15 protein-coding genes and 1 riboswitch are annotated in these 15158 nt (G+C 61.7%); of the genes, 9 read left to right on the top strand and 6 right to left on the bottom strand.

Annotated elements, in window-relative coordinates; genetic code table 11:
- Positions 1–15: 15 nt before the first annotated feature.
- The 3 genes from DT23_RS04200 to thiB are packed head-to-tail and all read right to left on the bottom strand — an operon-like array spanning position 16 to position 3213.
- A complete protein-coding gene (locus tag DT23_RS04200; protein ID WP_038128571.1) occupies positions 16–711 on the bottom strand; it encodes a thiamine ABC transporter ATP-binding protein in 696 nt (231 codons plus the stop codon).
- A complete protein-coding gene (locus DT23_RS04205) occupies positions 695–2245 on the bottom strand; it encodes a thiamine/thiamine pyrophosphate ABC transporter permease ThiP (protein ID WP_038128575.1) in 1551 nt (516 codons plus the stop codon). Before DT23_RS04205 ends, DT23_RS04200 begins: the two co-directional genes overlap by 17 nt.
- Positions 2221–3213, bottom strand: coding sequence for a thiamine ABC transporter substrate binding subunit (gene thiB / locus DT23_RS04210; RefSeq protein ID WP_038128578.1), 993 nt, complete (start codon positions 3211–3213; stop codon positions 2221–2223). Before thiB ends, DT23_RS04205 begins: the two co-directional genes overlap by 25 nt.
- Before the next feature lie 36 nt (positions 3214–3249).
- A riboswitch (TPP riboswitch) is annotated at positions 3250–3355 on the bottom strand.
- Positions 3356–3441: 86 nt separating this feature from the next.
- Here thiB and DT23_RS04215 point away from each other — a divergent pair.
- From DT23_RS04215 to DT23_RS04225, 3 genes are all read left to right on the top strand, one after another.
- On the top strand, positions 3442–3996 hold the full coding sequence (locus DT23_RS04215) for a sugar O-acetyltransferase (protein WP_038128580.1): 555 nt from the start codon (positions 3442–3444) through the stop codon (positions 3994–3996).
- A gap of 237 nt (positions 3997–4233) precedes the next feature.
- A complete protein-coding gene (gene aroC / locus DT23_RS04220; protein ID WP_038128582.1) occupies positions 4234–5334 on the top strand; it encodes a chorismate synthase in 1101 nt (366 codons plus the stop codon).
- 104 nt (positions 5335–5438) lie between these two features.
- Positions 5439–6215: a transglutaminase-like domain-containing protein gene (locus tag DT23_RS04225; protein WP_038128585.1), complete on the top strand. Its 777-nt coding sequence runs from the start codon at positions 5439–5441 to the stop codon at positions 6213–6215.
- Between the two features lie 79 nt (positions 6216–6294).
- Here the strand turns inward: DT23_RS04225 and DT23_RS04230 are convergent, their stop codons facing one another.
- Positions 6295–6570, bottom strand: a complete 276-nt coding sequence (locus tag DT23_RS04230; protein WP_038128706.1) for an accessory factor UbiK family protein — start codon at positions 6568–6570, stop codon at positions 6295–6297.
- Positions 6571–6697: 127 nt separating this feature from the next.
- Here DT23_RS04230 and lgt point away from each other — a divergent pair, with 127 nt between their 5' ends.
- From lgt to DT23_RS04250, 5 genes are all read left to right on the top strand, one after another.
- Positions 6698–7600, top strand: a complete 903-nt coding sequence (lgt, locus tag DT23_RS04235; protein ID WP_476718433.1) for a prolipoprotein diacylglyceryl transferase — start codon at positions 6698–6700, stop codon at positions 7598–7600.
- Positions 7597–8673 (top strand): class I SAM-dependent methyltransferase, encoded by a 1077-nt coding sequence (locus DT23_RS04240; protein WP_038128587.1) that lies wholly within the window; start codon positions 7597–7599, stop codon positions 8671–8673. The genes lgt and DT23_RS04240 overlap by 4 nt, the downstream gene beginning before the upstream one ends.
- A gap of 16 nt (positions 8674–8689) precedes the next feature.
- Entirely contained in the window at positions 8690–9451 is a 762-nt protein-coding gene (gene pgeF, locus DT23_RS04245; protein ID WP_038128712.1) for a peptidoglycan editing factor PgeF, read from the top strand.
- A 236-nt stretch (positions 9452–9687) separates the two neighbouring features.
- Positions 9688–9849 (top strand): hypothetical protein, encoded by a 162-nt coding sequence (locus DT23_RS19340; protein ID WP_156023851.1) that lies wholly within the window; start codon positions 9688–9690, stop codon positions 9847–9849.
- Positions 9850–10188: 339 nt separating this feature from the next.
- A complete protein-coding gene (locus tag DT23_RS04250) occupies positions 10189–10998 on the top strand; it encodes a Hint domain-containing protein (protein ID WP_081846911.1) in 810 nt (269 codons plus the stop codon).
- Positions 10999–11089: 91 nt separating this feature from the next.
- Here the strand turns inward: DT23_RS04250 and DT23_RS18870 are convergent, their stop codons facing one another.
- On the bottom strand, positions 11090–11728 hold the full coding sequence (locus DT23_RS18870) for an HNH endonuclease (RefSeq protein WP_081846912.1): 639 nt from the start codon (positions 11726–11728) through the stop codon (positions 11090–11092).
- Positions 11728–13545 carry a M3 family oligoendopeptidase gene (locus DT23_RS04260; RefSeq protein WP_038128594.1) on the bottom strand — a complete coding sequence of 606 codons (1818 nt, stop codon included), beginning with the start codon at positions 13543–13545 and terminating at the stop codon, positions 11728–11730. Before DT23_RS04260 ends, DT23_RS18870 begins: the two co-directional genes overlap by 1 nt.
- A gap of 200 nt (positions 13546–13745) precedes the next feature.
- Between DT23_RS04260 and DT23_RS04265 the strand changes: the two genes are divergently transcribed.
- Entirely contained in the window at positions 13746–15158 is a 1413-nt protein-coding gene (locus DT23_RS04265; protein WP_038128596.1) for a circularly permuted type 2 ATP-grasp protein, read from the top strand.

The raw sequence follows: 15158 nt of genomic DNA on the forward strand, positions 1-15158 counted from the left end.
GCGGCGCGCCTTTGCTCACGCGCCCAGATAGGCGCGCAGGCTGGGGGGCGGGTGATCAAGCAGGCTTTGCGTGTCTTGGGGCGGCAGCGCCACGCCATCGGCCACCAGAACGGTTTGTGGACACAGCGCGCGCGCATCCTCGGGATCGTGGCTGACCATCAAGACCGTGGTGCCTTGTTCCCGCGCGATCTGCGCCACCAGCCCAAGCATTTCCGCCTTCAATGCCGGACCTAACGCGGCGAAGGGTTCATCGAGCAGCAGCATCGGACGCGCACGCAATAGGGCCCGCGCCAGTGCCGCACGGCTTTGCTGACCGCCCGATAACTGGCCGGGTTTGCGCGCACCCATTCCCTCCAGCCCCGCCCGGATCAGCGCGGTTTCGATACGGGTGCGGTCTGTTGCCGCGACCTTGCCAGCGGGGTTCAGCCCCAGCGCGAGATTGCGTGTGACGCTGAGATGGGGGAACAGGTTTTGATCCTGAAACAGGATCGAGAGCGGGCGCGCACCGGGATCGGTTTGGGTGATGTCCTCGCCGCGCCACAAAACGCGGCCCTGCGTGGCGGCAAAGAACCCCGCAATCACCGAAAGCAGCGTGGATTTGCCAGCGCCTGAGGGGCCGATCACGGCGACACGCGCCCCGGCAGGAATGGTTAGATCGGCGCTGAGGCGAAAATCGCCTTGTTCAATTATGAGGTTATCGAGGGTCAGCATAATGCCCCAATCGGTCGAGCGCCCAGAACAGCGCGAAGGTGAGGATCAGCAGCAGACTTGCCGCGCCCGCCGCCTGATCCATGCGATATGATCCCATTAGTTGGAACAACGCCAGCGGCAGGGTGCGGGTCTGGCCATCGGAAAACAGCGTGATTACGCCCAGATCGCCCATTGAAAACGCCGCCGCCAGCCCGGCTGAAAACCCCAAGGGGCGGGCAAGACGGGGCAGCGTCAGCAGGCGCAATCGGGCGATCCCGCGCAAGTCCAGCGAGGACGCGAGCCGGTCGTAATCCGCCCGAAGCGTGCGAATTTCGGGCAGCAGGATGCGGGTGGCAAAGGGCACCGACAGCGCGGCATTGGTCAGCAAAACCATCGGCAGGGCGAGGCTGGTGGGGTTGATGAAAGGCCGTGCGATCAGGAATGCCCCCGTGCCCATCACCAGCGCCGAGGCGGTCATCGGCAGCATCGCCGTGATCTCTGCCCAGCGGTGACGGGTCGCGGCCAGCGCGAGGGGCAGCGCGACGATCAGCGTTGCAATCGTCGAGGCCAGCGCAATGATCAGCGAGGTCGCGGTGGCGCTCCAGATCATCGGTGGCAGGTTGCTCAGCGCGGGCAGCCCTCGGGCGAAAACTGCCCCGATCGGGGTGAGTAGAAAGGCGGCGGCAAGAGTGATCGCGGCTACGTCCAACGCGGTATGCGCGGCACCGCCCGAGAGTTGCGCAATCGGCGCGAAGCTCCGGTCGTGGCCCGCGCCAAAGCTGGCGGGAAGCGTGACGCGCGCGGCGATTAGCAGGGCGGTGACCGAAATCGCGACCTGCACCAGCGCGAGGCTGGCCGCGCGGCCCATGTCGAAATCGAAGCGGAACGCCTGATAGATCGCGAGTTCCACCGTGGTCGCGCGCGGCCCGCCGCCCAGCGTCAGCGCGACCGCAAACGATGTCAGACACACCAGAAAAATCGCGAGAAACGCACCGGGCAGAACGGCACGCAGCATCGGGCGTTCCAGCTGCCGCGCGGTTTGGGTGGGACCAAATCCAAGGCTGGCGGCAAGGCGGAAGCGCTCGGACGGAATCGCCTGCCAGCCATGCAGGATCATCCGCGTGGCCAGTGGCAGGTTGAAGAACACATGCGCCGTGATCACGCCTTGCGCGCCGTAAATCGAGAGCGGCTCGATCCCGAAATGTGCCAGCGCTGCGTTGATGAACCCGCGCCGACCGAACACCGCGATCAAACCGAACACGGCCACGATCACCGGCAGGATAAAGGGCGCGCCCATCAGCGAGATCAGCAGATCGCGCCCGGCAAAGCGGCGACGATGCAGCGCGCGCGCCACCGGGATCGCCAGCGCGCAAGACAGCAACGCCGACAGCGCCGCCTGCCACAGCGTAAAGCGGATCGCGGCCAGATCGCTGGTGCGCAACCCGCTTAATCCGCCTGCGCGGATCGCCACGGCCACCAGCGTGCCGATCACGAGCGCGGCCAGAACCGCGCCCGCAACCGCCGCCGGGGCTATTTCGCGAGCGCGCGCTGCCATTCTTCGAGCGCGGGGCCGCGCAGTTTTTCGGCCTCGTCTTCGGGTGTATAAAGGGTCTTTTCGGGCATCGGCAGGTCTTGGAACACCTCGGGCAGTTGATCATGGGGCAGCTTGGCCGGGAAGGACCAGTTCGCCGTGACGATCATTTTTTGAAACTCGGGGCTCAGGATGTAATCCATGAACTCTTGCGCCAGTTTCGGGTGTTTCGACGTCTTGAGTTGGGCCGCCAGTTCGGGCGTGAAATAATGCCCTTCGGGGAAGATCGCGGCGACCTTGCTGTCATCGTCCTCGGCGATGATGTGATAGGCGGGCGAGGTGACGTAGCTTAGCACCATATCGGCCTCGCCATCGGTGAACATCCCGTAAGCCTCGGACCAGCCGGGCGTCACGGTCAGGATTTTCGGCGCGAGTTTTTCCCAAGCGGCCTGCGCCTGATCGCCATAGATCGCCTTGACCCACAGCAGCAGCGACAACCCGGCTGCGGAGCTGCGCGGGTCTTCGATCACGATCTTATAGGCATCATCGGGGGCATCCAGCAGCTCGGCAAAGCTATGAGGCGGGTTTTTCAGCTTGGTCTTGTCATAGACAAAGGCCAGATCGGACCAATCGAAGGGCAGAAAAACCGGATCGTCCCATTTCACCGGCATGCTCAGATCCGAGGTGTCCTCGTTATGGGGCGCAAACAGGCCGGTGGCGCGCGCTTTGGCGGTGACATCGGTATTGAGCCCGATCACCACATCGGCCGAGGTTTTGTCGCCTTCCAGCATCACGCGGGGCAGCACATCGCCTGCGACGAATTTTAGATCGCATCCGCAGGTCGCCTCGAACCCCTTTTCAATCGCAGGGCCGGGACCCCATTCGCTGGTGAAATAATCAGGCGCGTAAACTGTGAGTACGGGCTTGTCCTGCGCAACCGCCAAAGTGGCGATCAGGCTCAGGGCTCCCGCAAGCATCAGGGTGGATTTCATGTCTCACTCCAAGGGCTTGCCGGGCGGAGTGGGGCCGGAATATCCGACTACCTTCCCTCCGCCGGTCTTAACCGGTTCAGGTTCAACGGGTTCGCGCGTGTCGCATCTCAGCCGGTTTTCACCGGCACCCCGAGGTGGGGCGGATCCTAGGATGGAAGGGCTGGCAGTGCAAGAGGTGCTGCGGCGGGGTATAGGATTCTCAAAGCGGGGATGCCGGAGGGGGCGATAATGCGGACAGAGCGGGCGAAAATGGCGGCCGGCGAATGGTATTGCTGTCTTGATGCGGAGCTTGAGGCGCTTAGGACCACGGCGCGGGCGGCGGTATATCAGCACAATAGCTTGCCACCTGAAGATCGCGGAGCGATTGCGCCGAAACTGAAACAGCTACTGAACGCGGAGAACGCGATCGTCGAGGCGCCGTTTCACTGCGCCTATGGCATCAATATCGCGCTGGGCGATCAGGTCTATCTGAACGCGGGCTGCACCATTCTTGACTGCGCGCGTGTCACCATAGGCGATCAGTGTATGCTGGGCCCCAATGTTCAGATCTACTGCGCGGAGCATCATCACGACCCGATAAAGCGCAGCGTCGAGGGGCTGGAGCGCGCCCTGCCCGTGCGCATCGCAAAGCGTGCCTGGATCGGGGGCGGCGCGATCATCCTTGCCGGTGTCACAATCGGTGAAGGGGCTGTTGTTGGGGCCGGAAGCGTGGTGACCAGAGATGTCGCGCCAGGCGAAGTTGTCGTCGGTAATCCCGCCCGCCCTATCCAGCGGCAGGGCTGACATGCCGCACAAGGGCAGTAACGCGGGCAGCATCGCGCGGGCGCGCCGCAGGCCCAGCTTGCAAGCGCCTTGCGCAAGATCCGTCGGGCGTCGTAAAGATGCACGACTATCTGGCAGCCTTTCGGTTTGATTGTCTTTACGTGGTGTCTGCCCTTTGCGCGTCATTGCATCCGCGTTGCCTCGGGGCGGCCGAATTGCTAAGCCAAAGGTCGAAATCCCTGAGGAGGCTGCACGCCTATGTCGTTCAACAGCTTTGGTCACCTGTTCCGCGTCACCACTTGGGGCGAAAGCCACGGGCCTGCCCTTGGCGCGACGGTTGATGGCTGCCCGCCCGGCATCGCGATCGACGAGGCATTCATCCAGCAGTTTCTGGATCGCCGCCGTCCCGGCCAAAGCAAAGAGACCACGCAGCGCAAGGAACCTGACGCGGTGCGCATCCTGTCTGGCACGTTTGAGGGGCGCACAACTGGCACGCCGATCCAGGTGGTGATCGAGAACACCAATCAGCGATCCAAGGATTACGGCGAGATCGCGCAGCAGTTCCGCCCCGGCCATGCCGACATCACCTATCACCAGAAATACGGCGTGCGCGATTATCGCGGCGGCGGGCGTTCCAGCGCGCGCGAAACCGCGGCACGGGTGGCGGCGGGGGGCGTGGCGCAGGCCGCGCTGGCGCAACTGGTGCCCGATCTGAAAATCTACGGCTACATGGTGCAGATGGGGGCCAAGCAGATCAACCGCGCCCGCTTTGATCGCGAGCAGATCCTGCAAAACCCGTTCTTCCTTCCCGACGCACTCGCGGTTGATGAATGGGCCGATTACCTCGCCGCGATCCGCAAGGGGCAAAATTCTGTCGGCGCCGCGATTGAGGTCGTGGCCGAGGGCTGCCCGGCCGGCCTCGGCGCGCCGGTTTACGCCAAGATGGACACCGAACTGGCCGCTGCGATGATGTCGATCAACGCCGTCAAAGGCGTTGAGATTGGCGAGGGCATGGCCGCAGCGGCGCTGACGGGCGTGGACAATGCCGATGAGATGGTGATGGGGCCCGATGGGGTGGAATACCTGTCCAACCACGCGGGCGGTATCTTGGGCGGCATCACCACCGGCCAGCCGATCACCGTGCGGTTTGCCGTTAAACCGACCAGCTCGATCCTGACGCCGCGCCGCTCGGTCAACACGCGGGGCGAAGAGGTTGAGGTGATCACCAAGGGCCGTCACGACCCTTGCGTTGGTATCCGCGCCGTGCCCGTAGCCGAGGCGATGATGGCCTGCGTAATCCTTGATCAATTGCTGATGGATCGCGGGCAAACCGGCGGCGCGCGCGGTGTAATCGGCTAAACATGGCCGTTACACTGCCCTGACTCGGGACGTTTCACGATAGTGTGGAACCTTTCCGACCGTTCGCCGATTGCCTATCCAACGAGACGAGAACAGGGACAGCCATGCGCTTTTTGATCGATGTTCAGATGCATTACAGCTTTCCCTGCCCGAACACGGTCGCGCTGGCGGTCGAGGCGGCGCAAATTCCCGGGCAACGCATCAGCAACGCAACGATGAATCTCGGATATTCCGAGGTGTTTCGCATCGCTGCCGATAGCGATGTCGGGGAACGTATCTGGGCGCGGGTGCCGGGAAACGAAATGTGGTTGCAGTATCATGCAGAGATTGACGTTACGCGCGATCCCGTGTCGCTGCATGGTTTGCGCGCGATGCCCCTGCATGAGATCACAGCCGAGGCCGCGCCCTATTTGCGCCCCTCGCGCTATTGCCAGTCCGACAAGTTCATTTCTTTCGTGAACAAACGGTTTGGCCATCTGGAAGGGGGCAGCAAGGTCGCCGCCATTCGCGACTGGATCGAGTCGAATTTGTCCTATGTTCCGGGCAGTTCGGATTCCGACACCAATGTGCTTGAGACCTTCGCAGGGCGTCAGGGCGTATGTCGCGATTATGCGCATTTGCTGTGCACGATGGTGCGCGCGGCGCAAATTCCGGCGCGCGCGGTCTCGGCCTATGGGCCTGATGTGACGCCGCAGGATTTCCACGCGGTGGCCGAGGTTTGGTTGGACGGCGCTTGGCATCTTGTTGATGCGACCGGCATGTGCAGCGCTGATGCGATGGCCGTGATTGTTGTGGGCCGCGACGCCTATGACATTGCCTTCATGGAATCCCAAGCACCGGCCAATCTGATCTGGCAGACGGTCTCGGTCCAGCGCTGTTAAGGCGCGCGGTGCCGTTTGGAATGTGAAAAAGGCCGCTCTCGACACGAGCGACCTTTTTGCTTCAATCTCGCAGACCGCTTTACGCGTCAGGTTTGGCCTTTTTCGCGGCGGGCTTTTTCGCCCCTTCCATCGCATCAAGCCGCGCCTTAAGCGCCTCGTTTTCCTCGCGCGCTTTTTGCGCCATCGCGCGCACCGCGTCGAATTCTTCGCGGGTGACGAAATCACGATCCGCCAGCCAGCGGTCCATCCACGATTTCATCGCGGTTTCGGCCTCGTCCTTGGCACCTTGGGCCACGCCCATCGCGTTGGTCATCAGCTTGGACATTTCGTCGAAAATCTTGTTTGGCGGTTGCATGGGCATCCCCTCGCGTGAACGTAATCGGTTAAGGCCTATATGGGCCGCGCGAGGCCGGGGTGCAAGGTTGACTTCCCGCACGCGGCAAGGCTTTCTCGCCGCGCATCATCCCGAGGAGACCGCATTGCTGCCCCTTGCCATTCCCTTTCCGCAATTCGATCCGGTCGCGTTGACCATCCCGTTCGTGGGCCTGCCGATCCGCTGGTATGCGCTGGCCTATATCACGGGGCTGGTGCTGGGCTGGCGGATCATCGTGGCGCTGATGAAGCGCCCCGGTTTGTGGCCAAACAACGCAGCCCCGATGGCACCGGGCAAGGTCGAAGACCTGCTGACGGCGGTGATTTTGGGCGTGGTGCTGGGCGGGCGTCTGGGCTTTGTGCTGTTTTATGAACCGGCGTGGTATCTCGCGCATCCACTTGATGTGCTTAAGGTCTGGCAGGGCGGCATGTCGTTTCACGGCGGGTTTCTGGGCACGCTGGTGGCGGGTTGGTGGTTCGCGCGCCGCCATGATGTGCCTAAGCTGCAACTGGCTGATGCGATGGCTTTGGTCGCGCCAATCGGGCTGTTTCTGGGGCGGATCGCGAATTTCATCAAGCCCGAGCTGTGGGGCCGCCCGACCGATGTGCCTTGGGGCGTGATCTTTCCGGGTGAGGCGGCGCAAACCTGTCTGGGGCTTGCCGGGCAGGTCGACGGAACCTGCGCCCGCCATCCCTCGCAATTGTATGAGGCGGGGCTCGAGGGCCTTGTTCTGGGCCTGATCCTGTGGGGGATGATGCGCTTTGCCCGCTCGCTGAAACGCCCCGGTCTGAGCCTTGGAATTTTCCTGACGGGCTACGGCAGCGCGCGCGCGTTCGTCGAACTATTCCGCCAAGGCGATCCGCAATTCGTCACCCTTGGAAACCCCTATGGCCATGTGATCCGCTTCACCGATGGGCTAGGGCTGACGATGGGGCAGGTGCTGTCGATCCCGATGATCTTGGTCGGGCTGTTCTTTATCATCCGCGCGATGCGTGCGCCCAAGGCGCTATGACCCCGCTCGGGCGGCTTCTGGGGGGGCAGATCGCTGCCGAGGGCCCGATGCGGCTGGACCGCTATATGGGGGCCTGTCTGCTGCATCCCGCGCATGGCTACTACGCCACGCGCGATCCGTTCGGGACTGCTGGCGATTTCATCACCGCGCCCGAGATCAGCCAGATGTTTGGCGAGATGATCGGGCTGGCCTTGGCGCAGGCTTGGGTCGATCAGGGGCGCCCAACGCCGTTCACGCTGGCCGAGGCCGGGCCGGGGCGCGGCACATTGATGGCCGATATGGTGCGCGCGATGCGGGCTGTTCCGGGGATGCTCGCGGCGGCGCAGATCCATCTGATCGAAGCCTCGCAAACCCTGCGCGACATCCAGCGTCAGACATTGGCGGGGCATGAGGTGACGTGGCATGACAGCCTTGCCGCGCTGCCCGATCAACCGGTGTTTCTGGTCGCGAATGAATTTCTCGACGCGCTGCCGATCCGGCAGTTTCAGCGTGTCGAAGCGGGTTGGTCAGAACGCCAAGTCGGGCTTGCACCAGATGGCGCGTTGCTGGCAGGCCTTGCGCCACCGACACGGCTGGCCGCGCTTGAGGGGCGCATCGGCGACACCAAACCCGGCGATGTCGTGGAAACCTGCGCGCCTGCCGTGGCATTTGCTAGCGATCTGGGAACGCGGATCGCAGCCCATGGCGGCGCGGCAATCCTGATTGATTACGGCAATTGGCACAGCTTGGGCGATACGTTCCAAGCCCTGCGCGCCCATCAGCCCGTCGATCCCTTTGCCACCCCCGGCGAGGCCGATCTGACCGCCCATGTCGATTTCGAACCGCTCGCTCAGGCCGCCCGCGCAGCAGGGGCGCAGCCAAGCGCGATGACCGCGCAAGGCGTGCTGCTTGAACGTCTGGGGATTACCGCGCGTGCGCAAACTTTGGCGCAAGCGATGACCGGCCAAGCCCTTGAGGCCCATATCGCCGCGCATCGCCGCTTGACCCATCCGGCGGAAATGGGTCACCTATTCCAAACGCTGGCGATTGTGCCGCAAGCTGCGGCGCTGCCGCCGGGTTTTGATGCGCCCTGATTGGCAAGGAAATGCGATGGAAACGACGCTTGAAATCCTGACAGCCCCTGCGCTGAGCGGCCTGCAGCACGGGTTTTTCACGCGAAAGGGCGGGGCGTCATCGGGCATCTTCTGGGGGCTGAATTGCGGCCCCGGTTCGTCGGATCAGGCCGAAGCCGTGCGCACCAATCGCGCCCGCGCGGCCTGTGCGCTGGGCGTGTCCCCCGATGCGCTTGTGGGCGTGCATCAAGTGCATTCGCCCGATGTGTTAACCATTGACGCGCCACCCGAGACCCAAGCCGAGGCGGATGCGATCGTGACCGCCACGCCAGGGTTGGCAATTTCGGTGCTTACGGCTGATTGCCAGCCGGTATTGTTTGCCGATGCCAAGGCGGGGGTCATCGGTGCCGCCCATGCCGGTTGGCGCGGCGCGCTGGAGGGCGTTTTGGAAAATACGCTGGATGCGATGGAACGCCTTGGCGCACAGCGCGAGAATATCACCGCCGTGATCGGCCCTTGTATTTCGCAGCAAGCCTACGAGGTGGGCGAGGAATTCATGGAACGGTTCATCGTCGAAGACCCCGCCTATAGCCGCTTCTTTTCCGGCGGGCCGGGCGGCAAGGCGCATTTCGATTTGCCAAGTTTCAGCCTGCAGCGTCTTCGTGATGCCGGGGTCGGATCGGCTGAGTGGATCCGGCGCTGCACCTATAGCGAACCCGAGTTGTTTTTCTCGTATCGGCGCACGACCCATGCCGGTGAGGCAGATTACGGACGGTTGCTGTCTGCGATTCGTCTGTGATTGCGGCAAGAAAGCGGTGAATCTGCGCCTTTGAATAGCCTCACTTTGGGTGTCTCGCGGCGCAATCGCGACGAAAACACTTGATTGCGCGGGATATTGAAACAATCGCGCTTGCCTCATTTCGCGCTCGTGCGTCGTGAAAAAACTTCTTTCGCCGCCCAAAGCTGGCCGCAAAGCCCCGCCATAAAGGATGAAACCGGAGAAACCGGAACCGCAACCTGAGGCAGGAGCACATCATGAGCCGTAAAACGACCCAAAGCCGCTGGATCAAATCTGTACTACGCCAAGCCGCCGTGACAGAGGTGCAAATGCCCTTCGCCCGCGGCGCGCGTAAATCGCTGTCTGAACGCCGTAGCGAGCACGAAATTGCCCCAGCCCGCCGCGTCGCGGCGTCTTAAGGGTTCAGAGTTTCCTTTCCGGCCTGCACGGGGTTTGTGGTGACACATCCGTGTGCGCTGTTGAGAGGAATCGGGACGAAGGCTGCCACTTTCGTCCCAAATATCCCCGCGTCCCGGCCTGCCCCGGGGCGCGGGGTGATTCGTCTTGGATTGTGGCAAGACTGTGGCCGCGCGTCCCGTGGTTTGAAACGATACGGGGATGGGTGGGTGCATTGCACGCCTGCCGGGCGACAATTTACGCTGAAATTTGACGGCTGCGCTGGGGGTGGTCATTATCCTTTGACACACTGCATCCGGTGGGGGCCGTCGCAGATGTGAACAGACCGGAAGGCTGCTCGCATGAGGAATACCCACCGTTCGGTGGCGGGGTTGTCCCCCGCTCACACGACATCCGATTCGCATGTCTCACAGGCACCCGCGCGGGTTTTGCGCGCTACGCCACCTAGTCCCAAACGCACGCTCAAGGCGTCGGCGCTGACGCGGCGCTACTCGACGATGTGGCTGGGCGAAGGCGGCATGATCGAAGACGAAACCCGCATCGCCCCCGCGATTCCGCTGTTTGAAGAGGCCTTCTCGGCCATGGCGCGCGGCTCTGTTCTGGCCACCGAGGAAGGCCCCGTGGCCATCGAAGATCTCGTGCCGGGCATGCGCGTGCACACCGCCGAGGGGCGCGTCGAAACGGTCACGTGGATCGGCTCTATGACGATGTTTCCGGCGGGGGCTGAGGGGGGCGCGAAACTGATCCGAGTCGCTGCCGAGGCGTTCGGTCACGCGCGCCCGATGCCCGATCTAGTGCTGGGTCCACATGCCCGCATCGGGTTGCGCGACGCGCGCTTGCGTGGACGCATGGGGAACGAGCAGGCCTATGTGCCGATCTCGGGCTTTATCGACGGCGTCAGCGTCATCGAGGTGCAGCCAGCCTCGCCGGTTAGCGTTTATCATCTGGTTCTGGAAACCCAAGGCTCGCTGAAGGTCGGCGGGCTTGAGGTAGAAAGCTATCACCCCGGCGAGGGGGCAGAGCGGATGATCGATGCGCGCATGTTGCAGCTGTTCACCGGCGTTTTTCCGCAAATCTCGCATTTGCGCGAGTTCGGTCGCCTCAGCCATCCGCGCCTGACCCGCTACGAGGTCGAAGACATGCTGGTCTGACGGGGAAGCAGACCGGTATCAGAAAGCCGCGCGAGAGGGGACTCGCGCGGCTTTTGTTTGTTTGTCGAAGGGAGTAGGATTTTTGAGTACGCTACTTGCTGCTCGGAAGGAGCTTGTCGCGCAAGTCCTTGACCGTATCCTGTCCTTTAGGAAGGCGATGAATCATCGCGTGGCAATTGGGACAAAGAGGAACGAGATCTTCACGCGGGTCTAGTGTGTAGCTTTCTCCGCGTGTAGCAAGCGGCACCTTATGATGAACATGGATAAAACCTGCGCCCAATTCGCCGTAACGATCAGCAAAATCAAGGCCACAAGCTTCGCAAGCAGTGCGACCACGTTTTTCGTAGAAGTAGGTCAGGCATGCCGTACGGGCCTTGGGATCGCGTTCGTATCTATTTACAACAACGCTCTGTTCTTCGCCCTCGGAATAAGTCTGTTCTTCGGGAAAGAGGCAGCCAAATTGAACTGTTGGAGTTGAACCATCCAATTCAACGCAGTTAAATCCGAGGCCAGCTAGTTGTTCACGTAGCCTTAAGGAATTGGTGAAGTCTGTATTGATGCCAGTTGTTGCCAGTGCCCAAATCGCTTTCAAAGGCAGTGGATAGCCCGTATCTGGATGCCGGATATGCCAGTGGAAATGTTCGCCCATATGTGCAGGGCGATCACCTGCAAGATAGGCCTCCATCGCGCTCAGGATGGAGGCCCTGTCTGGTCGGCTGAGAGGGTGCATCAGCCCTCCATCGCCTCCAGCTCGTCGATAAAGCCCTCGATCATCGACAGGCCCTTGTCCCAGAACGCGGGGTCGGTGGCATCCAGCCCGAAGGGGGCGAGCAGTTCCTTGTGATGCATGGATCCGCCCGCTTCGAGCATCGCGAAATACTTGTCTTGGAAGCCCTGCGGTTCGGCCTCGTAAGCGGCATAAAGTGCGTTCACCAGACCATCGCCGAACGCATAGGCGTAGACGTAGAACGGCGAGTGGACGAAATGCGGGATGTAGGACCAGAAGGTTTCGTATCCGGGCATGAATTCGAACACCGGACCTAAAGATTCACCCTGCACCGACATCCACAAGGCGTTGATATCTTCGGGCGTTAGCTCACCCTCCGCGCGCGCGGCATGCAGCTTGCATTCGAAATCGTAAAACGCGATCTGGCGCACGACCGTGTTGATCATGTCCTCGACCTTGCCCGCGAGCATGGTCTTACGTTCCTCTTGCGTCTTGGCCCCCGCTAGCAGCTTGCGGAAGGTCAGCATCTCGCCAAAGACGCTGGCAGTTTCGGCCAAGGTCAGCGGGGTTGAGGCCAGCATCTCGCCCTGTTTCGCCGCCAACACCTGATGCACGCCGTGGCCCAACTCATGCGCCAGCGTCATCACATCGCGCGGTTTGCCAAGGTAGTTGAGCATCACATAGGGGTGCACGGTGGTCACGGTCGGATGGGCGAACGCACCCGGAGCCTTACCCGGTTTCACGCCCGCATCAATCCAGCCGCGATCAAAGAAAGGTTGCGCGATCTCGGCCATGCGCGGATCAAACCCGGCATAGGCATCCAGCACAGTGGCTTTGGCTTCGTCCCATTGGATCTCGCGCGGGTCTTCGGCCGGCAGCGGCGCGTTGCGATCCCAGATTTGCAGCTTGTCCAGACCCAGCCATTTCGCCTTGAGTTTGTAGTAGCGATGGCTGAGGCGCGGATAGGCGGCGACCACGGCATTGCGCAGGGCCTCGACCACCTCGGGTTCGACATCGTTGGACAGGTGGCGACCCGTTTGGGGCGTGGGCATCTTGCGCCAGCGATCCTCGATCTCTTTTTCCTTGGCCAGCGTGTTGTGGATACGTGAGAAGGTGCGGATATTTTCGCTAAACACTTTCGCCAGCGCTTGCGCCGCCGCTTCGCGTTTGGCGCGGTCGTGATCGGACAGAAGTGTTGTGGTGGCCTCAAGGCTAAGGGTCTCGCCCAGCACATCAAATTCCAGCGCGGCGGTGGTTTCGTCAAACAAGCGGTTCCACGCAGCCGCCCCGACGACCGATTGATCGTGCAGGAATTTTTCCATCTCATCGGAAAGCTGATGCGGTTTCATCGCGCGCATCCGGTCGAAGACGGGCTTGTAGCGCGCCACCTGCGGATCGGCGAACACCGCTTCGTAATGCGCGTCGTTGATACGGTTGAATTCAAGGCTGAAAAACACGAGCGGCGTGGTGAATGTCGTGATCTTGTCCTGCGCATCTGCCATCTGTTTGACGCGCGCGCCATCGCCAGTGTTTTGATAATAGCGCAGCCCGACATAAGACATCACGCGGCCCGCTTTTTCCTCGATCGCCTCATAGCGCGCGATGCACTCGGCCATGCCGCGCGCATCCAGATCGGCGAGCTTGCCCTGATAATCGCGTGCAAAGGCGGCGCAGTTTTCTTCCAGCCACGCCATATCGGCGGCAAGTTCGGGCGCGTCGGGCGCAGGATACAGATCGCTCAGATCCCAGTCGGGAAGCTCGCCGAACGCCCCCGAATTTGCATTGGCATCATAAACAGGGCGGGGGGGCGTGAATGTCATAGCGTCCTCTTGGTGTGGCTGTCGGTCTTGAGATAGGGGGGATGGGGTGGAAATGGCAAGGGGTGCGTAAAATTTGGGCAGCGGACCACAAATGTAGCATCGTTCGCCTCATTGCGCACCACAACCGCAGCGATTGCCTTTCCCTGCGGATGCTCTAGCCTTAGAAATGAGGTAGGGAAGCAGGAGTAGCCGCGATCGCAATGACAGAGTATTTCAACGAGATGTTCGACGGGGATCAGGTGCGTGCGCCCTATAGCGCGCTGGATGGCTGGACCCGCGATATGCCCGCCGATTTACGTGCCATGAAACAGGCCGAGGCAGAGGCCATGTTTCGTCGGATCGGGATCACATTTGCGGTTTATGGTGAGGGCGGCGACCCGGATCGATTGATCCCGTTCGATATGTTTCCCCGCGTGTTCACGCAAATGGAGTGGCGCAAACTTGAACGCGGCATCAAGCAGCGTGCCCGTGCGTTGAATGCCTTTTTGCTCGATGTCTATGGCCGCGGTGAGATCGTGCGCGCCGGACGCATCCCAGCCCGTCTCGTCTATCAAAACGAGGCTTATGAGCGTGCTGTTAGCGGTTTCGTGCCGCCGCGCGGTATCTACAGCCATATAGTGGGCATTGATCTGGTGCGCACCGGGCGTGATCAGTTCTACGTCCTTGAAGACAACTGCCGCACGCCCTCGGGTGTGTCCTATATGCTGGAAAACCGCGAGATCATGATGCGGATGTTCCCGCAGCTTTTCCGCGACAACCGGATCGAGCCGGTCGAGGGCTACCCCGAGGCGCTGCGGCGCACTCTGGCCTCGGTTGCGCCTGCGAAATGCACTGGCGAGCCGACAATCGCGATCCTCACGCCGGGGCATTTCAACTCGGCTTATTATGAACATTCCTTCTTGGCCGATCTGATGGGTGTGGATCTGGTCGAAGGGGCCGATTTGTTCGTTGAGGGCGGGTTCTGCTGGATGCGCACCACCGAGGGGCCGCAAAAGCTGGATGTGATTTATCGCAGGCTGGATGATGCCTATCTCGATCCGCTGTGCTTCCGTCCTGATTCCATGCTGGGCGTGCCGGGGCTGATGGATGTCTATCGCTCGGGCGGGGTGACGATTACCTCGGCGCCCGGTGCCGGTGTGGCCGATGACAAGGCGATCTATACTTTCGTGCCGGAAATGATCCGCTTTTATCTGGGCGAAGAGCCGCTTCTGGAAAACGTGCCGACATGGCAATGTGCCAAGGAAGATGATCTGAAATACGTGCTCGACAAGATTGGTGAACTGGTCGTCAAGGAGGTTCATGGATCGGGCGGTTACGGGATGCTGGTAGGGCCGAAATCCACCAAAGAGCAGATTGAGATTTTCCGTCATAAGATCATGGAAGATCCCGACAATTATATCGCCCAACCGACGCTGGCGCTGTCCACCACCCCGACTTTCGTCGAGGAAGGGGTGGCCCCGCGCCATGTCGATCTGCGGCCGTATTGCCTTGTAGGGGATAAAATCGAACTGATGCCAGGCGGATTAACGCGCGTGGCACTGACCGAAGGCTCGCTGGTGGTGAATTCAAGCCAGGGTGGCGGCGTCAAAGATACTTGGGTTCTGGCGGAGTGA

The sequence above is a fragment of the Thioclava indica genome, assembly GCF_000714545.1.
Taxonomy (GTDB): domain Bacteria; phylum Pseudomonadota; class Alphaproteobacteria; order Rhodobacterales; family Rhodobacteraceae; genus Thioclava; species Thioclava indica.